Here is a 23000-nt window from a genome sequence, read left to right as displayed (position 1 = left end):
CTGTTATAGAAGTCCGATCCGCTCGTCTCCATAGAGGTGGGGACAGATGTCCGAGCCGAGAGGGAGAGTGGAGAGAACGTGAGCAGCAGTGTCATAGACGCCGCCGTGATCGAGGCGGCGCAGGCCGGGGACGAACGGGCACGGGAACTGGTCGCTGCGAAGTCCCTGCCGCTGGTCCACAACATCGTCGGCCGGAGCCTGCCCGGAGATGCCGACGTGGACGACGTCACGCAGGAGACCATGCTGCACGCGCTCGCCAAGCTGCACACCCTGCGGGATCCCGGCCGCTTCAGGTCCTGGCTGGCCGCCATCACCATGAACCAGATACGCGGCCACCGGCGGAAGGACCCGGGGGTGCTGCAGGACACCGACGAGATCCGCGGCCTCCCCGACCCCCGCGCCGACTTCGTCGACGCGACCATCACCCGGCTCGGACTCTCCGGCCAGTGCCGGGAGGTGGCCGAGGCCACCCGGTGGCTCGAGCCGGACGACCGGACACTGCTGTCCCTGTGGTGGCTGGAGAGCACCGGGGAACTCACCAGGGCGGACGTCGCGGCCGCGCTGGAGATCACCCCCCAGCACACCGCCGTACGCGTCCAGCGGATGAAGGCGCAGCTGGAGGTGGGCCGGGTCGTCGTCCGGGCCCTGGCGGCCGAATCCTCGTGCGTGCTCCTCCAGTCGCTCCTCGAAGGGTGGGACGGCGAACCGTCCGGGCTGTGGCGCAAGCGGATCGCCCGGCACGCCCGCGAGTGCACCGTCTGCTCCGGCCACTCGTCCGGCCTCGTCCCCGCCGAACGGCTGCTCGTCGGGCTCGCACTGGTCCCCGCGTCGGCCGCGCTGTGCGCCCGCTGGGGGCTGGAACACCCGGAGGTGGCGGCCGAGCCGACCGCGGCCGGACACTCCCTGGGCTCCGCGCCCGGCCGGGCGTCAGCACGCCGGGCGCAGCAGCGCGGGCGGCGCGCCCGACGGCGCACGGCCCTCGCCGTCGCCGCCGTGCTGGCGACGGCGGGCGGCACCGGAGCCTTCCTGCTGATCCCCGACCCGCCCGAGGACCGCGACACCGCTTCGCCGACCCGCTCCGAGGACGGGATACGGTCCCTCTCCCGGCCCAGCCCGTCGGCGAGCCCGTCCCCGAGCTCCTCGTCCGCCTCCCCCTCGCCCTCCGCCTCCCCCCGGACCACGTCGGCCGACCCCTCGCCGTCCCGCACCGCGCCCCGCCGCACCCCGCGCCGTGAACCCGCCACCCCGGCGCCCCCGCCCGCCGACCCGGCCGGCGGGGGCTACGCGCAGCAGGTGACCAGCCTGGTCAACGCGGAACGGGCCAAGAAGGGATGCGGCCCCGTCAGCAGCAACGCGACCCTGGACAAGGCCGCGCTCGGGCACTCCCGCGACATGGACGCCCGCGACTACTTCTCCCACCAGAGCCCCGACGGCAAGGGCCCGGGCGACCGCATCACCGCGGCCGGCTACCGCTGGAGCACCGTCGGCGAGAACATAGCCCGCGGCCAGCGCACCCCGGCCCAGGTGATGGAGGGCTGGATGAACAGCCCCGGACACCGGGCCAACATCCTCAACTGTTCCTACAAGGAGATCGGCGTCGGCTACCACGACGCACAGGGCGGCCCCTGGTGGACCCAGGCCTTCGCGGCGAAGGGCTGAGCCCGACGCCACGGCACGCCGGCCGGACTGCCGAGTCCGCCGCGAAACCGGGCCCGGCACAGGCCGAGGCCGTTGCGGGGCCTGGGCCTCTCGTGCCGGTCACGTCCTGGCGTCTCCTCGTGGGCGGGGCCGGTGCCATGGTGGAATCCTCCGCCGACCGACCGCGGGCCGCGCGAGATGGCGACTACGACCGGAGGGCCGTGCCGTGTGGGGAGGCGCTGCCGGGGAAGTCAGACCTTGACGATCCGGACGCCGGTGCCGCACAGCATGCGAAGGTCCTCGGGGTCCGACGTCAAGGCGGTCACGGGGGTGGGGGAGGCGAGCGCGGTGGCGGCCACGATGGCGTCGAGGGCGTACTTGTGGCCGTGCAGGTTGGCAGCGGCCAGGAGTCTGCTGGCGTGCCGGGCGATGCGCTCAGTGGGTGGAACGACGTTGACGCGGGAGACGGCGAAGTCGAAGCGGGCCTGGTGGATCTTGGGGTGACGGGCTTCGACCAGCGTGACGGAGCTGGAGACCACGCGGATGTCCTCGGCCTCTGCCGCAGCCAGCCATTCGGTGACTTCAGGCGAGCGTTGTACGAGCTCGGAGAGCCCCTCGCAGTCCAGGACGAGGGTCCCGCTCACGCGGCGTCCGCCGCGTCGGGCGAGTCACCACGCAGGATGGCCCGCTTGCTCTCGACCGCCGCGTGGTCCACCGGGCCGTGCTCGGTCTCGGCATCCTCGATGAGCTCGCGTACGCGGTCCCGCTCCAGCTGCCGCTGGATGATCGCTTCGACGTAGGCGGACATGCCCCCCTTGCCGGTACGTGCCCTGAGCGCGGCGATGGTGCCCTCGTGGAGGGAGACGGAGACCGGACGGACGGGGCCTTCGCCGGGAGCGGAGGAAGTATCCATGAGCCGAGTTTAACAAAAAACTTGTTAATGGCCACGGGGATGTCCGACTCGCAGCAGCGCAGCCCCGCGACCTCACCGCGGACCGGCAGGACTCCTTCGACCCCGCCGAGTGCTACCAGCCCCACGACATCGCCGGGCTCCTCGGCCCCGGGAGGCACCTCCTGGCCGGACGAGACCCGCCCCCGCACGGCTCCGGGGCACTCCAGGGTCCGAAATCCGCCGGGTGCTGCCGGCTCGGGTGCAGGACGACGCCGCGCCGCAGCGGGATTCACCTCGACTCGTCGCTCCAGGAGCAGAGCGCATATTCAGTTTTAAACGGTTGCGAGGGCGGGGGCAGTGCAGTTGGATCCCGGGCGGGGAACGTACAGCCGACAAAGGGGGATTCCATGCGCGTTCGAACAGCGGCGTTATCCGTTGCCGTGGCGGCACTGCTGACGGTGGGAGCGACGGTCCCGGCCTGTGCCGAATCAGACAGTTCCAGGGCCGGCCGCACCTCCGCGCCGGATACGTCTGAGGCAGGGTCCGAGAGTGAAGCCGGTGGAGTGAATGCCGCCGGAGCAGGGATCTTCCGCACCTATGGTGACAAGGTTCATGTCTCGAGCTCGAAGCCCCGAACCGCGTCCGCGCACGGCTGGTGGCGGAAGTTCAGCGGTCCGGGAAGCAAGGCCAAAGTCACCGTCTGGTTGCAGGTGAGGACAAAAAGCGGCAAGAAATGGCACACCGTTGCCAAGGGCGTGAAGAACATCAAGTCCGCGAAGTCCAGGAGTCGAAAGCCGAGCACAACCGCCCGCAAGGGCTGTAACAACCATAAGACCCGCCAGTGGCGTAGCCTGATCGACGTCGACATCATCGGCGTGGGGGACTCGCCCGAAAAGGCATACACCAAGACCGTGAAGCTGCGTTGTGGCGTCTGAGCTGACCCGTTGGAAAGCCGGTTGGGGGAAATCTTCATGCACAGTGGAATGACTGTCGGAGTACACGGAACCCTCGACCGGCATCCCTGGCTCGAGGACGGTCATCAGGATGCGTTCCGCGAGAAAGTGCTGGATCTCGCGCTGGTACGGGCGGACGCATACGGATGGTACGCCCCATACGGCTGGCGGACCGCGAGCGGGAAGAAACTCTTTCACGTTCCCGACCGCTGGCTCGACTGCGACAAGGGCGGCGACTGGTCCGGCGGTGACGAGATCAGGGAACTCGCGTGGGCGCGGGCCGATATTCCCGACGAGGATGCCCGCTACCCGCGTCTTCCCGTCCTCGCCATGACGCGCACGCTTGTCGACGCCCTCACACGGGTGGGGGCGGTGACTTTCACCGCGCTGCATTCGTATCTCCCCTTGCAGATCACCTCGGGGGACGCTTCCGACGACCTGGACGACATGCGGGAATGGTTTTCCTTGGCCTCACCGTCGACGTCCATCGCCATCAACGTGACGGTCTCCGCGGCCCCGCCCGTGACGTGGGATTCCTCCGCGGAGACCGCCCGTGTGCACAGGGCCGTCCAGGAACGGCTGGGCGGGGCGGCGGCAGTGGAGATCCTCCCCTCGGCGGACTCCTCCCCCCTGCCGGGAAGGGCGAGGACCCGCGCACTGATCGAGGGCGCGCGAAGGGCCGCAGGGTTCGTCTTCCACGTACGGGAGTGGACACCGGACGTGGCGGTGTGGCTCACCGAAGTCACCGGGGACGCGCTGCGAGCGACCGGACACTCGGCTCCATTCGAGGTCACCGCATCATTGGCTGCGGTCTCGCTTCGCGGTACCGCTCCTTCCTCTTGAGCTGAGACAGGGCGGCGACCGGTGGAAGCGCTGTCGTGCGAAGTGGACAGGCCAGCAGGAGGAATCCCGTCCCAGGAACTTCCGAGGAACGTTCCGCCGTACGGAAGAGTGCGCCCGTGACAGCGCTGAAAGACGCGGATCACCTGCTCGGAAGTGGTGCCCTCAGCACTCGATGACGTTCACCGCGAGGCCGCCGCGGGCTGTCTCCTTGTACTTGACCTTCATGTCGGCGCCGGTGTCGCGCATGGTCTTGATGGCCTTGTCGAGGGAGACGTGGTGGCGGCCGTCGCCGCGCAGGGACATCCGGGCCGCGGTGACGGCCTTGACCGCGGCCATGCCGTTGCGCTCGATGCAGGGGATCTGGACCAGCCCGCCGACCGGGTCGCAGGTGAGGCCGAGGTTGTGCTCGATGCCGATCTCGGCGGCGTTCTCCACCTGCTCCGGGCTGCCGCCGAGGATCTCGGCGAGGCCGCCGGCGGCCATGGAGCAGGCCGAGCCGACCTCGCCCTGGCAGCCGACCTCGGCTCCGGAGATGGAGGCGTTCTGCTTGAAGAGCATGCCGATGGCGCCGGCGGCCAGCAGGAAGCGGACCACGGCGTCGTCGTCGGTGCCGGGGACGAAGTGGTGGGCGTAGTGCAGGACGGCGGGGATGATGCCGGCGGCGCCGTTGGTCGGCGCGGTGACGACCCGGCCGCCCGCCGCGTTCTCCTCGTTCACGGCCATGGCGTAGAGGGTGGTCCACTCCATGGCGTGCGCCTCGACCTGGCCCTCGGCGCGCAGTTGACGGGCCGAGGTGGCGGCGCGGCGGCGCACCTTGAGGCCGCCGGGCAGGATGCCCTCCTGGCTCAGACCGCGGGCCACGCAGTCCCGCATCACCTGCCAGATCTCCAGCAGCCCGGCGCGGATCTCTTCCTCGGTGCGCCAGGCCTTCTCGTTCTCCAGCATGAGGCGGGAGACCGACAGGCCGGTCTCCCGGGTGAGGCGCAGCAGTTCGTCGCCGGTGCGGAAGGGGTGCCGCAGGACGGTGTCGTCCAGTTTGATGCGGTCCTCGCCGACGGCGTCCTCGTCCACGACGAAGCCGCCGCCCACCGAGTAGTAGGTCTTCTCCAGCAGCGGTGTGCCGGCCTCGTCGTAGGCGAACAGCGTCATGCCGTTGGCGTGGTACGGGAGGGAGCGGCGCCGGTGCAGCACCAGTTGGGCGCGCTCGTCGAACGGGATCTCGTGCGTGTCGCCTATCTCGGCGCCCAGCAGCCGCAGCCGGCCCTCCGTGCGGATCCGCGCCACGCGGTCGTCGGCGCTCTCCACGTCGACCGTGCGCGGGGATTCGCCCTCCAGCCCCAGGAGGACGGCCTTGGGGGTGCCGTGGCCGTGGCCGGTCGCGCCGAGGGAGCCGAACAGTTCGGCGCGCACGGAGGCGGTGTGCGCCAGCGCGCCCTCGTTCTTCAGCCGGCGCACGAACATGCGGGCGGCGCGCATCGGGCCCACGGTGTGGGAACTGGAGGGGCCGATGCCGATCGAGAACAGGTCGAAGACCGAGATTGCCATGGTGCGGCTCCAAGCCCTTGGCGGGCCAGCGGGTTGTGTTCTGGTGCGGAGCGGTGGGTGCCGGAGGGGCCGGGGTGCGGCCCCTCCGGCGGGGAAGGAGCCCCGCCGGGGGCTCCGGGAGTCCTGCGGAGGACTACTTGCCCAGCGTGGGGTACAGCGGGTGCTTCTCCGCGAGGGCGGTGACCCGCGCGGCGAGTGCCTTGCCCTTGGTGTCGTCGAAGCCCGGCAGCAGGGCCTCGGCGATGATGTCGGCGACCTCGGCGAAGTCCTCGTCCCCGAAGCCGCGGGTCGCCAGCGCGGGCGTCCCGATGCGCAGGCCGGAAGTCACCATGGGGGGCCGCGGGTCGTTGGGGACGGCGTTGCGGTTGACGGTGATGCCGACGTCGTGGAGCCGGTCCTCGGCCTGCTGCCCGTCCAGCTCGCTGTTGCGCAGGTCGACCAGGACCAGGTGGACGTCCGTGCCGCCGGAGAGCACCGAGACGCCGGCGCCGACGGTGTCCTCGCGCAGCAGGCGCTCGGCGAGGATCCGTGCGCCGGAGAGGGTGCGCCGCTGGCGGTCCTTGAAGTCGTCGCCGGCGGCGATCTTGAAGGCGACGGCCTTCGCGGCGATCACATGCTCCAGCGGGCCGCCCTGCTGGCCCGGGAAGACCGCGGAGTTGATCTTCTTGGCGTACTCCTTCTTCGACAGGATCACCCCGCCGCGCGGACCGCCGAGGGTCTTGTGCGTGGTGGTCGTGACGATGTCCGCGTACGGCACCGGGGACGGGTGCAGCCCGGCGGCGACGAGGCCGGCGAAGTGCGCCATGTCCACCATCAGCAGCGCGCCGACCTTGTCGGCGATCCGGCGGAAGGCGGCGAAGTCGAGCTGGCGCGGGTAGGCGGACCAGCCCGCGATGATCAGCTGCGGGCGGTGCTCCTCGGCCAGCCGCTCGACCTCGTCCATGTCGACCCGGCCGGTCTGCTCGTCGACCTTGTAGGCGGCGACGTTGTACAGCTTGCCGGAGAAGTTGATCTTCATGCCGTGGGTGAGGTGCCCACCGTGCGCCAGATCCAGGCCCAGGATGGTGTCGCCCGGCTTGAGCAGCGCGAACATCGCGGCGGCGTTCGCCTGGGCGCCGGAGTGCGGCTGCACGTTGGCGGCCTCGGCGCCGAACAGCGCCTTGATCCGGTCGCGGGCCAGGTCCTCGACCACGTCGACGTACTCGCAGCCGCCGTAGTAGCGGCGGCCGGGGTAGCCCTCGGCGTACTTGTTCGTGAGGACCGAGCCCTGGGCCTCCATGGAGGCGACCGGAGCGAAGTTCTCCGAGGCGATCATCTCGAGGGTGGACTGCTGGCGGTGGAGCTCGGCGTCGACGGCGGCGGCGACGTCGGGGTCGACCTCGTGGAGAGAGCCGTTCAGAAGCGACATGGAAGAACCGTCCCTGGGAAGTGGCGGCGGGGTGGGCAAGCAGCCTCGGTCCCCCGAGGCGGACGCCTCAGTTGCCCGAGGCGAATGCGGCGTACTCGTCGGCCGAGAGCAGGTCGTCCGGCAGCGCGTCGACCTTCACCTTGAACAGCCAGCCGCCCTCCAGCGGGGCGGAGTTGACCAGCGCCGGATCGTCCACCACGTCCTGGTTGATCTCGGTGATCTCACCGGAGGCGGGGGAGTAGAGGTCGCTGACGGACTTGGTGGACTCCAACTCGCCGCAGGTCTCGCCCGCGGTCACGGTGTCACCGACCTCGGGGAGCTGGACGAAGACGACGTCGCCGAGGGCGTTGGCGGCGTGCTCGGTGATACCGACCGTCGCGACGCCGTCATCGGCGGCCGACAGCCACTCGTGCTCCTTGCTGTAGCGGAGCTGCTGGGGGTTGCTCATGAGTCTGATTCTCCCGGATGCGAAAGCTGCGGTGAACACGGTCTTGGCAGGTGGGACGGGGGTGCGGAGCGCTCTTCGGCGACGGCGGGTGCTCAGGCCCGCTTGTAGAAGGGCAGCGCCACGACCTCGTACGGCTCGTGGGAGCCCCGGATGTCGACCGCGACCCCCTCCGTGCCGGGCTCGGCGTGTGCCGCGTCCACGTACGCCATGGCGATCGGCTTGCCCAGCGTCGGCGACGGCGCCCCGGAGGTGACTTCGCCCACAACCGCGCCGTCGGCGACCACCGGGTAACCGGCGCGCGGCACCCGGCGCCCCTCGGACACCAGCCCGACCAGCTTGCGCGGCGGCGCGGTCGCGGCCTTCTCGGCGGCCGCCGCCAGCGCGTCCCGGCCCACGAAGCGTCCCTCGTTCGAGGTCTTCTCGAACTTGACGATCCGGCCCAGCCCCGCGTCGAACGGAGTCAGCGCGGTGGACAGCTCGTGCCCGTACAGCGGCATGCCGGCCTCCAGGCGGAGCGTGTCGCGGCAGCTCAGCCCGCAGGGGGTCAGCCCGGCCTCCCGGCCCGCCTCGGTCAGCGCCTCCCAGACCGCGACGGCGTCGTCGGGCGAGACGAACAGTTCGAAGCCGTCCTCGCCGGTGTATCCCGTGCGGGCGATCAGCGCCGACTTGCCGGCGACCATGTCGCGCTCACCGGCGTAGTAGCGCAGTCCGTCCACGTCGAAGCCGGTCAGCTGCTTGAGGATGCCCGCGGCCGCGGGGCCCTGCACCGCGATGAGCGCGTAGCCGTCACGGTCGTCCCGCACCTCGGCACCGAAGCCGTCCTGCCGCGCGATCAGCGCGTCCAGCACCGTCTGCGCGTTGGCGGCGTTGGCCACGACCAGGTACTCCTGGTCGTCCAGCCGGTAGACGATCAGATCGTCGAGGATGCCGCCGTCCTCGTCGCAGATCATGGTGTAGCGGGCGCGGCCGACCGCCAGCTTGGACAGATTGCCGACCAGCGCGTGGTCCAGCAGCTCGGCGGCCTGCGGCCCGGTCAGGGTGATCTCGCCCATGTGCGAGAGGTCGAAGAGGCCGGCGGTCGAGCGCACGGCCAGATGCTCCTCGCGCTCGCTGCCGTAGCGCAGCGGCATGTCCCAGCCCGCGAAGTCGGTCATGGTGGCGCCCAGCGCGCGGTGCGTGGCGTCCAGCGCGGTCTTGCGGATGGCCGGTGGCTCAGTCATGCAGGCTCCCAGAGTCCCGATGGGTCCCCATAGGGGATATGACGTGGATGTCCTCCCCATCTGTCATCGGAACCTGAGAGGTTCGCCGACAGCTCCCGAACGGCTGGAGCCCGGCTTGCACCTTGGGTGGGACCGCCGGTCCGCGCCGGGCGGGAGCGCGACGGTCCGCTTTTCAGATCTGCCTAGCCTGCGCGGTAACGGGGCCTGAGAGATTCAAGGGAGGATCTTGCTCCTTCGGCGCCCTGGCCTGCGCGTACTGCACACGCATGCCGGGGACTCTCCCGCGCGGGTTCGAACGGCCGGTATGCAGTTTGGATGCGCACATCATGGCACGGGTGGGCGGGCTGTGGCTGCCCCCGCGGAGCAGCTGTTCGCCTTGAACCGCATTACTCCTTCTTTACATACTTGGGGCGGCGGCCGAACAGCCGCCAGGGGAGGGAGATCCAGTGGGCAGCCCGTGCCGTGCAGGAGCCGTACCGAGGGGCGCGCGAGCGGGCCCCGCAGCCCGTGCCCAGGTCCGCCACGATCTGCGCCGCAGCGCCGGGCCGTGGACGCTGCGCTATCCGGCGGGGGACGTGGTGGTGGTCTCCGGGCTGCCGGGCGGCGGCAAGTCCACCCTGATGCGGCGCGCGGTCCCGGCCCGGCCCGACGTGGTGCGCATCGACTCGCAGGACGCCCGCGAGCGCTGGGAGGCGCGGATGCCGCACTGGCTGCCGTACGGCGCCTACCGGCCCCTGGTGCGGATCGCGCACTACGCGGCGCTGCGCTCGGCGCTGGGCTCGGGTGCGGCCGTCGTGGTGCACGACTGCGGCACGCAGAGCTGGGTCCGCCGCTGGCTGGCACGGGACGCGGTACGGCGCGGGCGCTCGCTCCATCTGCTGCTGCTCGACGTCCCCGCCGGGGACGCGCTGGCCGGGCAGACCGTGCGGGGCAGACGGGTGACCGGGTACGCCTTCCGGCGGCATCTGCGTGCCGTCGGAGCGCTGCGGGCCGCCGCCGAGGCCGGACGGCTGCCGCGCGGCTGCGTCTCCTCGGTGCTGCTGGACCGGGAGGCGGCCCGGGGCGTGCGGTCCGTGCTCTTCGAGCCGCTGCCGACGGCGGTACCGATGGCGCTCTCCCCGTGGCCGGGGTCGGGTCCGAGGCCGACCGCGCCGCCCTCCGTGCCGGCACCGGGAGCCGAGCGGACGCCCGCGGCCCCGGCACCCGCGAGGGGCGCCGGGGCCGCGGACGGGGACACCGGTGACCGGGTTCAGGGGGTGACCGGAGTCAGCGGCCCGCTGCCGGGGTGACCGGCTTGACGAGCTGCTGCGCGGGGGACTGCTGCCCTCCCTGGCCCAGAGCGGGCTTGCCGGGCGCCTGCGGCCGCGGCGGCTGCTGAGCGGCGGGCTTCGTCGGTTCGGCGGGCTTCCCGGGCTCGGCGGGCTTCGCGGACTGCTGCTGGTCCTCGGCCGACCCCGAAGACTCCGACGGCTTCGACGGCTTGGCAGGCTTCGCGGGCTTCTGCTGTTCGGTCGGCTTCTGCTGGCCGGACGGCTTCTCGCCGGGCGCGGGCGGCTTCGGGAGCTTGTGCTGCGCCATCGGGTCCTGCTGGGGAGCTGCGGGCTTCTGCTGCGGTGCCGACTGCCCCATCCCCTGGTCGTCCGACGGCTTCGGCTTGGCTTGCTCCGTCCCGGATTCCGGTCCGGCGGGCTGCTGGATGCCGGGCCGCTGCCCCGGGGCGTGGCCCGCCACCGGCGCGGCTGCGGCCGCGCCCGCCGCGCCGAGGGCGAGCGAGCCGGCCAGGGTGGCGGTGACGGCGATCCTGTTCACACGCATGTGTACTCCTCCGATGGGCGTGCCGGTTGGCACGTATGGGACGCAAACCACCTTTCGAGCATCAGATGCGGAACGCAACCGGAGGGTCGCTGTTCGTGTTCGTCCCGGTTCGTCCAGGGGGTCCGACCGGTACTCCGGGGCCCCTCCGGGCGGGCGGGGATCATGGATAGGCTTGCCCTATGACAGTTCCCTCGCAGCCCTCGCAGCCGCAGCACTTCGGGCCCGGGCACGGGGGCGGCTGGCCCGGCAACGAGCTGGAGGAAGCCCTGGCCGCCTCACTCCAGGTGCCGCACGCGGGCGCCCGGCTGCTGGAGGTGCTGGGCCGCAGCAGCGTCTGGATCCCGCTTCCGGAAGGCGGCGGCCGGGAGAGCCGGGAACTGGATCTGCCGACCATCGAGCTGGACGGCGCGGTTCATGTGCCGGTCTTCAGCTCCGAACAGCAGTTCCTGAGCGTCGTCGGCGCCCATGTGTCCTTCACCGTCGCACCGGTCAGGGAGTTCGCGCGCGGCCTCCCCGCGGGGGTGGGCATCGCCGTGAACCCGGAGGGGACGGTGGGGGTTCCGCTGAACGCCGAGGCCGTCGCGGAACTGTGCGCGAACACCCCCGCCGAGCAGGCCGCCACCGGAGCGGTGCGGGGCGCCCGGGTACGGCTGTTCGAGCCGGACTGGCAGGACGATCCGCTCGCCTTCCTCGCCGCGGTCTCGGCGGAGTTCGCCGCGCTCCCGTCCGTACGCACCGCGCGCCGGGGCCTCGCCAGCACCGAGGGCGATCCGCCCGGTCTGTTCGTGGGGATGGAACTCGACCTCCTCGATCCGGAGGCCCGGCAGGCGGCCCACGACGCGCTCGGCAGAGCGCTGCACGTGGCGCCGGTGCGCTGGCCGGTCCAGATGGTGCTGCTCGACGCGGCCGACGACCCGGTCGTGGACTGGCTGCGGCAGTGCGTACGCCCGTTCTACGACCGGGAGACCCACCGCTGAGCGCGGCAGGGGGCGGTGGTGGGGCGCGCTGCCGGTGAGGTGCCGCCCCGCGGCCCGGACGCGGAGCGGCGCGCACCGGTTGCCGGGCCCGAGCTGAGTACGAGTACCGATGTCCCGGTCCGCTCGTAAGCTGGTTGGATGGCGGTGCGGGGCGACGAGCCAGGAACGGCGGCAGAGGTGGAAAGGCGGCCCAGGTGAGCGCGGGTGAGAGCGTCGAGACGCTGCTGCGGCGGGTGGCGCCCGGCGGGCACGGCACCTACCAGACCTACGAAGACTACGAGTCCTTGCTCCAGGCGCTCGCCGGCAGCCAGGTGTGGATGCTGCTGTGGAACGGGCAGGCCGGATCCCCCGACGCGCAGTACGGCAACATGGACGTCGCCGGGTACGGCTACGCGCCCTGTGTCACCTCGGCCCAGGAGTTGGCGGCCTCCGGCTGGAACCGCGCACACGAGGTCGTCGCCGGACGGGAGATCGCCGCGGCCCTCTTCGCCGATCGCTGGGGGATCTGGCTGAATCCGCACGCTCCCGGCGGCGGCGTCGGCATCCCCTGGCTGGATCTGCGGCGGATCGCCGTCGGCCTCGACCAGCTTCCCGCCGGGCCGCTGCGGATCAGCGAGCCGACCCTGGAGATCCCGCAGCTCTATGCGCTGCTGACGCAGAACGCCCACCGGACACCCGTCGTCCGCTCGCTGCGCCGCGCCTGGGTGCGGCCCGCGCTGGGCGTCCCGTACCTGGCCATCGGCCTCGACCTGTACGACAGCGCCCCCGCCTCGATCGAGGCGGCCCGCCGGATGATGGCCCAGTCGGTGCTCGCGGCACCCGACGGGCTCCCCGTCTCCAGCGTCGCGATGGCGGACGACTACGACCCCGTGGCGATGTGGATGCGCAGCCAGTCCCGGCCGTTCTTCGACCGGGACGCACACGCTCCGGCCGGATACGACGCCTCCGGGTCACCGGCTCCCGGTGCCGGCTACGGCTACCCCCGCGCCTTCTGAGCGGGGGCGGAATCCGGACGTATTTCCGGATCCGCAGATGGTCCAGATCAGGACAAAATTCCGGCCCCCACACCGCTCAACGTCAATATCCGTCCGCATAACGGAACATGACGCGTCACATCACAGTTGCGCATCCATTCCCCGGCAGGTCTGGCGACTGATCCTGAGCGCGATGAAGACTCCCGAGCCATAAGCCACCGGAAGGCCACAGCCGGCCTCCCGACCACAACGGCTTTCGAAAGTCTTCTGAACTCTGACCGCTACAGCGGTGTGCGTGGACTGGTCAACTGCCGGTCGAGAAGGGGTCCCCAACACGATGACGGCACCACTGCACGAGGAAACGATCGCGGAAACCGCGGCCGTGGAGCCGGCACCCGGCGAGGCCGAGAAGGCGATCGAGGGTCGCTCCCTCGGCCGGATCGCCTGGGAGCGGCTCAAGCGGGACAAGGTGGCGCTGCTCGGCGGCACGATCGTGCTGCTGCTGGTGCTGCTCGCGATCTTCGCCCCGGTGCTCGCCGCGCTGACCGGACAGTCGCCGAACGAGCGCCACGAAGACCTGATCGATCCGCTCTTCAGCACCCCCAACGGCGCGCTGGGCGGGATGTCCGCCGATCATCTGCTCGGTGTGGAGCCGGTCAGCGGTCGCGACATCCTCACCCGGATCGTCTACGGAGCGCGCGTCTCGATCCTGGTCGGCTTCCTCTCGGCCTTCGTCGCCGTCATCTTCGGCACCATCCTGGGCACCCTCGCCGGCTACTTCGGCGGCTGGCTGGACGCGCTGATCAGCCGGGTGATGGACATGCTGCTGGCCTTCCCGCAGCTGCTGTTCATCATCTCCCTGATCTCCGTCATGCCCAACGACCTGCTCGGTCTGACCGGCACGGGCGTACGGCTGCTGGTGATGATCCTGGTGATCGGATTCTTCGGCTGGCCCTACATCGGCCGGATCGTGCGCGGCCAGGTGCTCTCGCTGCGCGAGCGGGAGTACATCGAGGCCGCCCGCAGCCTGGGCGCCGGCCGCGGCTACATCATCGGCAAGGAACTGCTGCCCAACCTGGTCGCGCCGATCACCGTCTACATGACGCTGATGATCCCGACCAACATCCTCACCGAGGCGGCGCTCAGCTTCCTGGGTGTGGGCGTCAAGCCGCCGACCGCCTCGTGGGGCTCGATGCTCTCGGACGCGGTGACGTACTACGAGTCCGACCCGATGTACATGATCATTCCCGGCGTCGCCATCTTCATCACGGTGCTCGCCTTCAACCTCTTCGGTGACGGCGTACGCGACGCACTGGACCCGAAGGGCACCCGTTGATCCCCCATCCCAGACCCCGGCCCCGCCCAGCCCGTGCGGGCCGTGACCTATCACGGAGGTTGCGAGACGTGAAACCCCTACGCACATCGAGGCGCCGGTTGGCCGCGCTCTCGGCTGTTGCCGCCGCCACGCTGCTGGCCACCTCGGCCTGCGGCGGGGGCGACAGCGACAAGGAGGGCGGCGGCGAGTACAACGCGGGCGTCAACAAGGTCGCCAACGCCTCCAGCAAAAAGGGCGGGACCCTGAAGTTCGTGGGTGTCCAGGACGCCGACTCCTGGGACACCACCCGCATGTACTACGGCTTCGTCTTCGACTTCTCGCGGTTCTACAGCCGCCAGCTCGTGAGCTACACCCCCAAGCCGGGCAAGAAGAGCCTGGACCTCAAGCCCGACCTGGCCACGGACAACGCGCAGATATCCGAGGACGGCAAGGTCTACAAGTACACCCTGAAGAACGGCCTGAAGTGGGAGGACGGCAAGCCGATCACCTCCCAGGACGTCAAGTACGGCATCGAGCGCCAGTGGGCCCAGAAGACCCTCTCCGGCGGCCCGACCTACATCAAGGACGTCCTCGACCCGGACGGCAAGTGGAAGGGTCCCTACGAGGACAAGGGCGGCTTCGACGCCATCAAGACGCCCGACGACAAGACCATCGAGTTCCACCTGCCGAAGGCCAACGGCGACTTCGAGCAGATGCTGGCGATGCCGACCAACTCGCCGGTGCGCGAGGACAAGGACACCAAGTCCAAGTACACGCTGCGCCCCTTCTCCTCGGGTCCGTACAAGTTCAAGTCGTACACCCCGAACAAGTCGCTGCTCCTCGTCCGCAACAAGCACTGGGACCGCAACAGCGACACGCTGCGCAAGGCGCTTCCGGACAAGGTCAAGGTCACGCTGCTCACCAACCCGGACGAGCGCGACAAGCGCCTGATCAACGGTGACGCGGACCTCGACCTCAACCAGCGCGGTATGGAGGTCCAGGGCCGGCAGACCGCCCTCAAGCAGCACAAGGGCAACGTGGACAACCCGCAGACCGGGTTCATCTCGTACGTGGCCTTCCCGCAGAGCGTGAAGCCCTTCGACAACATCCACTGCCGCAAGGCCGCCATCTACGGCACCAACCACAAGTCGGTGCAGACCGCCCGCGGTGGTCCGACCGCCGGTGGCGAGCTGGCCGTCAACATGCTGCCGCCCACCGTTCCGGGCGCCGACCAGAACGACGACCAGTACGGCATCCGCAAGAACGGCGGAGCCGCCGACGTCGCGAAGGCCAAGGAAGAGCTCAAGAAGTGCGGTAAGCCGAACGGCTTCAAGACCACCCTGGCCGTGCGCAACACCGACAAGGCCGATGTGAAGTCCGCCGAGGCCATCCAGGCTTCGCTGAAGAAGGTCGGCATCAAGGTCGAGCTGGACGAGTTCGACGGCTCGCAGGGCTCTTCGATCGTCGGCAACCAGGCCACGGTCAAGCGCAAGGGCTACGGCATGATCCTCTACGGCTGGGGCCCCGACTTCCCCAGCGGCCAGGGCTACGGCATCGAGCTGTGGCACAGCTCCAAGATCCGTGACAACGGCAACAACAACTACGCGCTGATCGACGACCCGAAGATCGACAAGGGTCTCGAGGACGCCATCGCCGAGCTCGACCCGGCGAAGGCAGCCGAGAAGTACGCCGAGGTCAACCACCGGGTGATGGAGGGTGGCTACTACCTGCCGCTCACCTACCTGAAGGTCGTCCAGTGGCGCTCGGACCGGCTCACGAACGTCTACGCGGCCGACTCCTTCAGCGGCTGGTACGACTTCGCGTCCCTCGGCGTCAAGTGACCCCGGGGGTCCTAGGACCCCCGGAGTTCGCCACCGACATCACCATCTGACGGCGCCACCCGCCGCTGGCACGAAGGGCAGGTGAAGGCCGCTACGGGCGGCCCGGCCGCCGACTCCCGACCGGGGAGCGGCCGGGCCGCCGCCGGGCGGCCGGAGAGCAGTGCTCACATACCTCATCAGGCGGCTGTTCGCCGTCACAGTGATGCTGGTCGTCATCATCCTGGCGGTCTTCTGCATCTTCTTTCTGATCCCCAAGTGGTCGGGGATCGACCCGGCCACCATGTTCGTCGGTAAGCAGGCCGACAAGGAGAGCGTCGAAGCCGTTCGCGAGAAGCTCCAGCTGGACGATCCGGTCCTGGTCCAGCTCTTCGAGTTCTTCAAGGGCATTCTCGTCGGCCGGGACTACACCTCCGGTGGCGACACGACGCACTGCTCCGCCCCCTGCTTCGGATACTCCTTCCGTACCGAGCAGGAGATCTGGCCGGTGCTGACCGACCGGCTTCCGGTCACCCTCTCCCTGGCGCTGGGCGCTGCCGTCATCTGGCTGATCATCGGCCTGGCCGTCGGCGTGCTCTCCGCACTCAAGCGGGGCAGCCTCTGGGACCGGCTCGCCATGACCGGCGCGCTGGCCGGCGTCTCGCTGCCCGTCTACTTCACCGGTCTGATCTCGCTGGCCGTGTTCGCCTACCAGCTCGACCTGGTGAGCAACACCTTCACCGCGTTCGGGGACGATCCCGTCAAGTGGTTCAGCGGCATGATCCTGCCCTGGGTCACCCTCGCCTTCCTCTTCGGCGCCATGTACGCCCGGCTGACCCGGGCGACCATGCTGGAGGTGATGGGCGAGGACTACATCCGTACCGCCCGCGCCAAGGGGCTCAAGGAACCGGTCGTCATCGGCAAGCACGCCATGCGCTCCACCATGACGCCCGTTCTCACGCTCCTCGGCATCGACATCGGCGCCCTGATGGGCGGCGCGATCCTCACCGAGACCACCTTCAGCATCCCCGGACTCGGGCAGGCCGTGCTCAAGGCGATCACCGATCGCGACCTCCCGCTGATCCTGGGCGTCACCCTCATCACCGCAACCGCCGTCGTCATCGCGAATCTCATCGTGGACCTGCTGTACGGCGTGATCGACCCACGAGTGAGGCTGGGATGACCGACCACGAGCACACGTCCCACAAGGAAACCGAGTCCGGCACGGACGCCACCCGCGCCGACGCGCCGCAGGCGGCCGCCGTCTCCGGCGCCGCCGGGGCCGCGATCCCCGAGCAGGGCACGGCAGCGGACCTGACCGGTTCCGGCACCGCGCCCGGCGAGCCCGAGCTGGACCAGCGGCCCCCGTCCTCCTTCCTGGAGGTGCGGGACCTGCGGGTGCACTTCCCCACCCAGGACGGCCTGGTCAAGTCCGTCGACGGGCTCACCTTCTCGCTGGAGAAGGGCAAGACCCTCGGCATCGTCGGCGAGTCGGGCTCCGGGAAGTCCGTCACCTCGCTCGGCATCATGGGCCTGCACACGGTCGGCCAGTACGGCAGGCAGCGCCCACGGCTCTCGGGCGAGATCTGGCTGGACGGCCAGGAACTGCTCACCGCCGACGCGGAGACGGTGCGCAAGCTGCGCGGCCGCGAGATCTCCATGATCTTCCAGGACCCGCTCTCCGCGCTGCACCCCTTCTTCACGGTCGGCCACCAGATCGTGGAGGCGTACCGCGTCCACCACGACGTCGACAAGAAGACGGCGCGCAGGCGCGCGATCGAGCTGCTGGACCGGGTGGGCATCCCCGAGCCCGGCAAGCGGGTCGACAGCTTCCCGCACGAGTTCTCCGGCGGGATGCGGCAGCGGGCGATGATCGCGATGTCGCTGGTCAACAACCCCGAACTGCTGATCGCCGACGAGCCCACCACGGCGCTGGACGTGACGGTCCAGGCGCAGATCCTGGACCTGATCCGGGATCTGCAGCAGGAGTTCGGCTCGGCCGTCATCATCATCACCCACGACCTGGGCGTCGTCGCCGAGCTCTCGGACGACATCCTGGTGATGTACGGCGGGCGCTGTGTCGAGTACGGCACCGCCGAGCAGGTCTTCTACGAGCCGCAGCACCCCTACACGTGGGGCCTGCTGGGCTCCATGCCGCGCATCGACCGGGACCGGGCCGACCGGCTCATCCCCGTCAAGGGCTCGCCGCCCAGCCTCATCAACGTCCCGTCCGGCTGCGCCTTCAACCCGCGCTGCCCGTACGCGGACGTCCCCGGGGACGACATCACCCGCACCGTCCGGCCGGAGCTGCGCGAGGTCAAGGACGGGCACCTGGCCGCCTGCCACATGGCGCAGGAGGACCGGGAGCGGATCTGGAACGAAGAGATTGCCCCGAAGCTGTGAGCGGCGTGAGTGAGGACGACGAGCCGATGACGAAACCCGTGAAGTCCCCGGGCTCCGAGCCGACGGCCGACTCCGCGGCGGCGCCGGGCCAGGGCGAGACGCTGCTGAAGGTCAGCGGCCTCAAGAAGCACTTCCCCATCCACAAGGGCCTCTTCAAGCGGCAGGTGGGTGCGGTGCAGGCGGTCGACGGCATCGACTTCGAGGTCCGCGCCGGGGAAACCCTCGGCGTCGTGGGCGAGTCGGGCTGCGGCAAGTCGACCATGGGCCGGCTCATCACCCGGCTGCTGGAGCCCACCGCCGGCTCCATCGAGTTCGAGGGCCGCGACATCACCCATCTGGGCGTCAGCGGAATGCGTCCGCTGCGGCGCGACGTGCAGATGATCTTCCAGGACCCGTACTCCTCGCTGAACCCCCGGCACACGGTCGGCGCCATCGTCAGCGCGCCGTTCAAGCTCCAGGGGGTGCAGCCGGAGGGCGGTGTCAAGAAGGAGGTCCAGCGGCTGCTGGGAGTGGTGGGGCTCAGCCCCGAGCACTACAACCGCTACCCGCACGAATTCTCCGGCGGGCAGCGGCAGCGCATCGGCATCGCCCGGGCCCTGGCACTCAGCCCGAAGCTGGTGGTGGCCGACGAGCCGGTCTCGGCGCTGGACGTCTCCATCCAGGCGCAGGTCGTCAATCTCCTGGACGATCTGCAGGAGGAGCTCGGCCTCACCTACGTGATCATCGCGCACGACCTGTCCGTCATCCGGCACGTCTCGGACCGGATCGCGGTGATGTACCTCGGCAAGATCGTGGAGCTGACCGACCGGCAGTCGCTCTACAACACGCCGATGCACCCCTACACCAAGGCGCTGATGTCGGCGGTCCCGGTGCCCGACCCGCGGCGCAAGGCGGCGGACAGCCGGGAGCGGATCCTGCTGCAGGGCGATGTGCCCTCGCCGATGAACCCGCCGTCCGGCTGCCGCTTCCACACCCGCTGCTGGAAGGCCACGGAGGTCTGCAAGACCAAGGAGCCGCCGCTGATCCCGCTGGCGACGGGCCACAATGTGGCCTGCCACCACCCGGAGAACGCGCCGGACCAGGAGCCGGGAGACACCGCGCTGCTGAGCGGGGCGACCACCGCCAAGCGCTGAGCCCACCGGAGGGGCTGGTTCCACAGCCCCTCCGGCGCCGGCCTCCGCGGCCTTCGGGGCGGCGCCCGGCGGGAGCCGGGGCGCGGTGCCGTGGACGGTCCGGATACAAAGGAGCGGTGGAATCCCTCTTCAGTCCTCCGCTCCAACACTGGCTGGACATCGCCGGCATCTTCGTCTTCGCCGTCTCCGGGGCGCTGCTGGCCGTCCGCCGCAACTTCGACGTCTTCGGTATCGCCGTCCTCGCCGAGGTCACGGGCCTGGGCGGCGGCCTCTTCCGGGACGTGGTCATCGGTGCCGTACCCCCGGCGGCCTTCACCGATCTCGGCTACTTCCTCACCCCGCTCGTCTCGGCGGTGCTGGTCTTCTTCCTCCATCCGGAAGTGGAGCGGATCAACAAGGCGGTCAACGTCTTCGACGCGGCGGGGCTGGGACTCTTCTGCGTGACGGGCACGCTCAAGGCCGACGAGTACGGGCTCAGTCTGACCTCCTCGGTCGTGATGGGGCTGGCCACCGCGGCGGGTGGCGGCGTGCTGCGCGACGTGCTGGCGAACGAGGTGCCCTCGCTGCTGCGCTGGGACCGGGAGGTCTACGCGGTCCCCGCGGTCATCGGTTCCAGCGCCGTGGCGCTGCTGATCCACCTGGACGCGGTACGCCCCAGTACGGCGCTGGGCGCGGCGCTGCTGGCCTTCGTGCTGCGGCTGCTGGCCCTGCACTACAACTGGCGGGCGCCGCGGGCATGGAAGCGCAGCAGTGCGACGGTGGACGCGGAGGCGGCGGGGGGCACCTCGGAACCGCCCCCCACCGAACCCCCTACCGAGCAGTAACAAATTCGGTGTACCGTCGCCCCATGTCCGACGCACCGTCCTGCACCGCCGTATCCGCCGCCCCTGCCGACAGCAGCGAGTTCGACCGCGACACCGCGGTCCGCACCCTGCGGCCCGGCGTCCACGAGGCGCAGCTCTCCCCGGGCTGGGCCATCGGCACCGCCCTGAACGGCGGCTACCTGCTGGCCGTGGTGGGCCGCGCCCTGCGCCAGGCCCTGCCGCACCCGGACCCGTTCACGGTCACGGCCCACTACCTCACCGCCACCACCGCGGGCCCCGCCACCGTCCGCACCTCGGTGGCCCGCGGCGGGCGCACCGTCTCCACCGCCTCGGCCGGGCTCTTCCAGCTGGACGAGAGCGGTACCGAGGTCGAGCGCATCCGGGTCCTGGCCACCTACGGCGAACTGGACGCGCTCCGCGGCGAGGTGCGCACCAGCGCCAAGCCGCCCGCCGTCCCACCGCAGGAGCAGTGCTTCCGGGCCACCGACCATCCCGGCGGCGACGCCGCCGTGCCCGAGATGGGGCGCCGGCTCGACCTGCGCCTCGACCCGGAGACCTGCGGCTGGGCGCTGGGCGCGCCCAGTATGCGCGGTGAGATCCGCGGTTGGCTCGGCCTCGCCGACGGGCGTGACCCGGACCCGCTCTCGCTGCTGATGGCGGTCGACGCGCTGCCGCCCACCGGCTTCGACCTGGGGCTCACCGGCTGGGTGCCCACCGTCGAGCTCACCGTCCACGTGCGCGCCCGCCCGGCGCCCGGTCCGCTCCGCATCGCCATCACCACCCGCAACCTGGCGGGCGGATTCCTGGAGGAGGACGCCGAGGTGTGGGACTCCGCCGACCGCCTGGTCGCCCAGTCCCGGCAACTGGCGCGCGCATAGCGCCGGCGGGGCGGGCGACGGAGGCGGCCCGGGTGACCGGCACGGGCGCCTCGATGCCCCTTTTGGTGTGATGTGCTTACGTAGGTCGGGAACGTTTGCCTGCCCGAGAGAAAGCGACGCACGTGACCTACACAGTGAAGAGCACGCTTCCGGAGTCGGACCTCAAGACCGTCGCAGAGGCGCTGCAGGGCACGCTGTTGGACCTCATCGACCTCTCCCTCGCCGCCAAGCAGATCCACTGGAACGTGGTGGGGCCGCGCTTCCGCTCCATCCACCTCCAGCTCGACGAGGTCGTCGACACGGCCCGCCAGTACTCCGACACCGTCGCCGAGCGGGCCTCCGCGCTCGGCATCAGCCCCGACGGCCGCTCCACCACCGTCGCCGCCGGCAGCGCCGTCAACACCGTCAAGGAGGGCTGGCTCCCCGACAACGACGCGGTCCGCCTGATGGTCGAAGCCCTCGGCGCCGTCATCACCAAGGCCCGGGAGCGGATGAAGGCCGTCGGCCCGGTCGACCCGGTCACCGAGGACGTCTTCATCCAGCTCACCGCCGTCCTGGAGAAGGAGCACTGGATGTTCCAGGCGGAGAACCGGGGCTGAGAGCGGGCCGCCCCCGGGGCCGCCCTCCGGGGGCGGGGTCCGCCGGGTGTCAGCCGCGTTTGATCCGGCCGCGCACCGCGAGCACGGCCAGACCCAGCAGCGCGGGCTCCGTGAGGCGGGCGGTCATGTTGAGGTAGCTGCCCGCGCGGGTCAGCTCGGGTTCGCCGGAACGCAGGACGACCGAGCTGAGCACCACGTCCACCGCCCGCTCCGCGCGTTCCGCGGTGAACCGGTCCGGCAGCGGGCGGCGGAGTTCCGGCGCACGCGTCCCGGTCAGGCCGGACGCGGCACGATAGGCGTGGGCGGGGGTGTCGGGCAGACCGAAGGCCATCGTCAGCAGTACGGTCGCCAGCATCGTCGCGCCGAGCCAGGCCACCGCGCGGGACGCCCGCAGCCCGTAGCCGGAAACGGCCCAGTAGAGCGTGAGCAGCCAGCGCTCGGCATGCCGTCGGCTGCGGCTGTAGCGGCGCATCTCCATCTCGCCGTAGTAGAAGTCCGCGGCTCCCTGTTCGTCCTTCGCGTCCTCCCGGGACTTGCGCAGCTGCCGGTAGGTGGTCGTGAGCGCGGCGAGACCCGGTACCGCGTCGGGAAAGGCCGGTGGCGGGCCCAGTCGTGCCGCGCGGGCCGGCGGCCCGGCAGGGTGCGCCAGCGTCGCTTCTCCTGGAGCACCTGCCGCCTGGTGCACCAGCGGGGTACGCCGCGCTGCCACCGCACACCCCGCGGAGTCGTGCCCAGGTCCCAGCGCCCCTCCAGCCGGAGCTGGTCCAGATGGTGGGTGCCCACGAAGGCGCACTCGCTCAGATCCATGTCCGACAGCAGCAGCATCGAGGCGTCCACCCCGCGCAGCGAGCCGACGGAGGCGCCGGGGTCCGTACGCGAGGCCAGCTCGTCCTCGCCGCGCAGCGCGTGGCTCCGGTTCAGGTCACCGGTCACGGTGCACGGGTGCTGGAAGGCCGCTCCGGTCAGGTCCAGGGAGGCATAGCGCAACTGCAGCTCCGCGGGTCCCTCGAAGCGCACGACCCGGCAGGACACCCGGGCGGCGGAGAACCACAGGTCGGCCCTGCCCCGGAACACCGCGTCGTCCAGGAAGACCGCCTCGGCGCAGACCAGGGGGCCGAGCTGCACCGGCGAGTGGAACGACACCCTGCGGAAGGACACACTGCCGGCGAAGTGCGCGTCGATGAGATGGACTCTGCCGTGGAACGCCGCCGAACCGAAGACGGCGCCCGCGGTGAAGGCGGCCGAGCTGAAGTCCGCGCCGCCGGTGAAGGTGCTCGAGCTGAAGTCGCCGTAGCCGGTGAAGGTGGCCGAATGAAAT

General features: G+C 70.6%; 21 protein-coding genes, 1 pseudogene and 1 riboswitch. Of the genes and pseudogenes, 14 read left to right on the top strand and 8 right to left on the bottom strand.

What is annotated here, in order from left to right; all coding sequences use genetic code 11:
- The first annotated feature begins 78 nt into the window (after positions 1 to 78).
- On the top strand, positions 79 to 1659 hold the full coding sequence (locus P2424_RS23540) for a sigma-70 family RNA polymerase sigma factor (protein ID WP_276477722.1): 1581 nt from the start codon (positions 79 to 81) through the stop codon (positions 1657 to 1659).
- Positions 1660 to 1889: 230 nt separating this feature from the next.
- Here the strand turns inward: P2424_RS23540 and P2424_RS23535 are convergent, their stop codons facing one another.
- Together P2424_RS23535 and P2424_RS23530 are read right to left on the bottom strand one after the other, a co-directional pair.
- On the bottom strand, positions 1890 to 2282 hold the full coding sequence (locus P2424_RS23535) for a PIN domain-containing protein (protein ID WP_276477721.1): 393 nt from the start codon (positions 2280 to 2282) through the stop codon (positions 1890 to 1892).
- Positions 2279 to 2551 carry a hypothetical protein gene (locus P2424_RS23530; RefSeq protein ID WP_276477720.1) on the bottom strand — a complete coding sequence of 91 codons (273 nt, stop codon included), beginning with the start codon at positions 2549 to 2551 and terminating at the stop codon, positions 2279 to 2281. Before P2424_RS23530 ends, P2424_RS23535 begins: the two co-directional genes overlap by 4 nt.
- A gap of 386 nt (positions 2552 to 2937) precedes the next feature.
- Between P2424_RS23530 and P2424_RS23525 the strand changes: the two genes are divergently transcribed.
- Positions 2938 to 3465, top strand: coding sequence for a hypothetical protein (locus P2424_RS23525; protein WP_276477719.1), 528 nt, complete (start codon positions 2938 to 2940; stop codon positions 3463 to 3465).
- Between the two features lie 48 nt (positions 3466 to 3513).
- Positions 3514 to 4326, top strand: coding sequence for a hypothetical protein (locus P2424_RS23520; protein WP_276477718.1), 813 nt, complete (start codon positions 3514 to 3516; stop codon positions 4324 to 4326).
- 162 nt (positions 4327 to 4488) lie between these two features.
- On the opposite strand, the gene P2424_RS23515 is transcribed toward P2424_RS23520, so the two are convergent.
- The 4 genes from P2424_RS23515 to gcvT all read right to left on the bottom strand — a co-directional run bounded on the left by P2424_RS23515 (position 4489) and on the right by gcvT (position 8947).
- Entirely contained in the window at positions 4489 to 5871 is a 1383-nt protein-coding gene (locus P2424_RS23515; RefSeq protein ID WP_276477717.1) for an L-serine ammonia-lyase, read from the bottom strand.
- A 133-nt stretch (positions 5872 to 6004) separates the two neighbouring features.
- Positions 6005 to 7279 (bottom strand): serine hydroxymethyltransferase, encoded by a 1275-nt coding sequence (gene glyA, locus P2424_RS23510; protein WP_276477716.1) that lies wholly within the window; start codon positions 7277 to 7279, stop codon positions 6005 to 6007.
- Between the two features lie 67 nt (positions 7280 to 7346).
- Positions 7347 to 7727, bottom strand: a complete 381-nt coding sequence (gcvH, locus tag P2424_RS23505) for a glycine cleavage system protein GcvH (RefSeq protein ID WP_075001868.1) — start codon at positions 7725 to 7727, stop codon at positions 7347 to 7349.
- Between the two features lie 92 nt (positions 7728 to 7819).
- Entirely contained in the window at positions 7820 to 8947 is a 1128-nt protein-coding gene (gene gcvT / locus P2424_RS23500) for a glycine cleavage system aminomethyltransferase GcvT (RefSeq protein WP_276477715.1), read from the bottom strand.
- A 182-nt stretch (positions 8948 to 9129) separates the two neighbouring features.
- Positions 9130 to 9241: riboswitch (glycine riboswitch) on the bottom strand.
- A 152-nt stretch (positions 9242 to 9393) separates the two neighbouring features.
- On the opposite strand from gcvT, the pseudogene P2424_RS23495 reads away from it, so the two are divergent.
- Positions 9394 to 10029, top strand: a pseudogene (locus P2424_RS23495) (AAA family ATPase); the annotation flags it as partial.
- Between the two features lie 184 nt (positions 10030 to 10213).
- Here P2424_RS23495 and P2424_RS23490 read toward each other — a convergent pair.
- Positions 10214 to 10762 (bottom strand): hypothetical protein, encoded by a 549-nt coding sequence (locus P2424_RS23490; RefSeq protein WP_276477714.1) that lies wholly within the window; start codon positions 10760 to 10762, stop codon positions 10214 to 10216.
- Between the two features lie 179 nt (positions 10763 to 10941).
- Here P2424_RS23490 and P2424_RS23485 point away from each other — a divergent pair, with 179 nt between their 5' ends.
- The 10 genes from P2424_RS23485 to P2424_RS23440 all read left to right on the top strand — a co-directional run bounded on the left by P2424_RS23485 (position 10942) and on the right by P2424_RS23440 (position 21682).
- Positions 10942 to 11739, top strand: coding sequence for an enhanced serine sensitivity protein SseB (locus tag P2424_RS23485; RefSeq protein ID WP_276477713.1), 798 nt, complete (start codon positions 10942 to 10944; stop codon positions 11737 to 11739).
- A gap of 194 nt (positions 11740 to 11933) precedes the next feature.
- The gene (locus P2424_RS23480) at positions 11934 to 12734 is read left to right on the top strand and encodes an enhanced serine sensitivity protein SseB C-terminal domain-containing protein (protein WP_276477712.1); all 801 of its coding nucleotides are present in this window, start codon (positions 11934 to 11936) and stop codon (positions 12732 to 12734) included.
- 316 nt (positions 12735 to 13050) lie between these two features.
- Entirely contained in the window at positions 13051 to 14049 is a 999-nt protein-coding gene (locus P2424_RS23475) for an ABC transporter permease (RefSeq protein ID WP_276477711.1), read from the top strand.
- 68 nt (positions 14050 to 14117) lie between these two features.
- On the top strand, positions 14118 to 15869 hold the full coding sequence (locus P2424_RS23470; RefSeq protein ID WP_276477710.1) for an ABC transporter substrate-binding protein: 1752 nt from the start codon (positions 14118 to 14120) through the stop codon (positions 15867 to 15869).
- 160 nt (positions 15870 to 16029) lie between these two features.
- A complete protein-coding gene (locus P2424_RS23465; RefSeq protein ID WP_276477709.1) occupies positions 16030 to 17028 on the top strand; it encodes an ABC transporter permease in 999 nt (332 codons plus the stop codon).
- The gene (locus tag P2424_RS23460; protein ID WP_276477708.1) at positions 17025 to 18248 is read left to right on the top strand and encodes an ABC transporter ATP-binding protein; all 1224 of its coding nucleotides are present in this window, start codon (positions 17025 to 17027) and stop codon (positions 18246 to 18248) included. The genes P2424_RS23465 and P2424_RS23460 overlap by 4 nt, the downstream gene beginning before the upstream one ends.
- A gap of 26 nt (positions 18249 to 18274) precedes the next feature.
- On the top strand, positions 18275 to 19381 hold the full coding sequence (locus P2424_RS23455) for a dipeptide ABC transporter ATP-binding protein (protein ID WP_276477707.1): 1107 nt from the start codon (positions 18275 to 18277) through the stop codon (positions 19379 to 19381).
- A 116-nt stretch (positions 19382 to 19497) separates the two neighbouring features.
- Positions 19498 to 20205: a trimeric intracellular cation channel family protein gene (locus P2424_RS23450; RefSeq protein WP_276477706.1), complete on the top strand. Its 708-nt coding sequence runs from the start codon at positions 19498 to 19500 to the stop codon at positions 20203 to 20205.
- Positions 20206 to 20228: 23 nt separating this feature from the next.
- Complete coding sequence (locus P2424_RS23445) at positions 20229 to 21083, top strand: thioesterase family protein (RefSeq protein ID WP_276477705.1); 855 nt, start codon at positions 20229 to 20231, stop codon at positions 21081 to 21083.
- 122 nt (positions 21084 to 21205) lie between these two features.
- Complete coding sequence (locus P2424_RS23440; RefSeq protein WP_276477704.1) at positions 21206 to 21682, top strand: DNA starvation/stationary phase protection protein; 477 nt, start codon at positions 21206 to 21208, stop codon at positions 21680 to 21682.
- Positions 21683 to 21731: 49 nt separating this feature from the next.
- Here P2424_RS23440 and P2424_RS23435 read toward each other — a convergent pair whose 3' ends face one another.
- Positions 21732 to 22391: a hypothetical protein gene (locus tag P2424_RS23435; RefSeq protein WP_276477703.1), complete on the bottom strand. Its 660-nt coding sequence runs from the start codon at positions 22389 to 22391 to the stop codon at positions 21732 to 21734.
- Positions 22392 to 23000 lie beyond the last annotated feature (609 nt).

Origin of the sequence: Streptomyces sp. WMMB303 (assembly GCF_029351045.1) — a bacterium.
Taxonomy (GTDB): domain Bacteria; phylum Actinomycetota; class Actinomycetes; order Streptomycetales; family Streptomycetaceae; genus Streptomyces.
The sequence above is the reverse complement of the archived record's forward strand: the minus strand, read 5'-3'. Positions and strand labels throughout refer to the sequence as shown.

Bases quoted from the DNA above. Each gene is read 5' to 3' on its own strand.
- P2424_RS23525 (WP_276477719.1), top strand. From the start codon at position 2,938: ATGCGCGTTCGAACAGCGGCGTTATCCGTTGCCGTGGCGGCACTGCTG.
- P2424_RS23485 (WP_276477713.1), top strand. From the start codon at position 10,942: ATGACAGTTCCCTCGCAGCCCTCGCAGCCGCAGCACTTCGGGCCCGGG.
- P2424_RS23475 (WP_276477711.1), top strand. From the start codon at position 13,051: ATGACGGCACCACTGCACGAGGAAACGATCGCGGAAACCGCGGCCGTG.
- glyA (WP_276477716.1), bottom strand. From the start codon at position 7,279: ATGTCGCTTCTGAACGGCTCTCTCCACGAGGTCGACCCCGACGTCGCC.
- gcvT (WP_276477715.1), bottom strand. From the start codon at position 8,947: ATGACTGAGCCACCGGCCATCCGCAAGACCGCGCTGGACGCCACGCAC.
- P2424_RS23490 (WP_276477714.1), bottom strand. From the start codon at position 10,762: ATGCGTGTGAACAGGATCGCCGTCACCGCCACCCTGGCCGGCTCGCTC.
- P2424_RS23460 (WP_276477708.1), top strand. From the start codon at position 17,025: ATGACCGACCACGAGCACACGTCCCACAAGGAAACCGAGTCCGGCACG.
- P2424_RS23530 (WP_276477720.1), bottom strand. From the start codon at position 2,551: ATGGATACTTCCTCCGCTCCCGGCGAAGGCCCCGTCCGTCCGGTCTCC.
- P2424_RS23515 (WP_276477717.1), bottom strand. From the start codon at position 5,871: ATGGCAATCTCGGTCTTCGACCTGTTCTCGATCGGCATCGGCCCCTCC.
- gcvH (WP_075001868.1), bottom strand. From the start codon at position 7,727: ATGAGCAACCCCCAGCAGCTCCGCTACAGCAAGGAGCACGAGTGGCTG.
- P2424_RS23520 (WP_276477718.1), top strand. From the start codon at position 3,514: ATGACTGTCGGAGTACACGGAACCCTCGACCGGCATCCCTGGCTCGAG.
- P2424_RS23455 (WP_276477707.1), top strand. From the start codon at position 18,275: ATGACGAAACCCGTGAAGTCCCCGGGCTCCGAGCCGACGGCCGACTCC.
- P2424_RS23445 (WP_276477705.1), top strand. From the start codon at position 20,229: ATGTCCGACGCACCGTCCTGCACCGCCGTATCCGCCGCCCCTGCCGAC.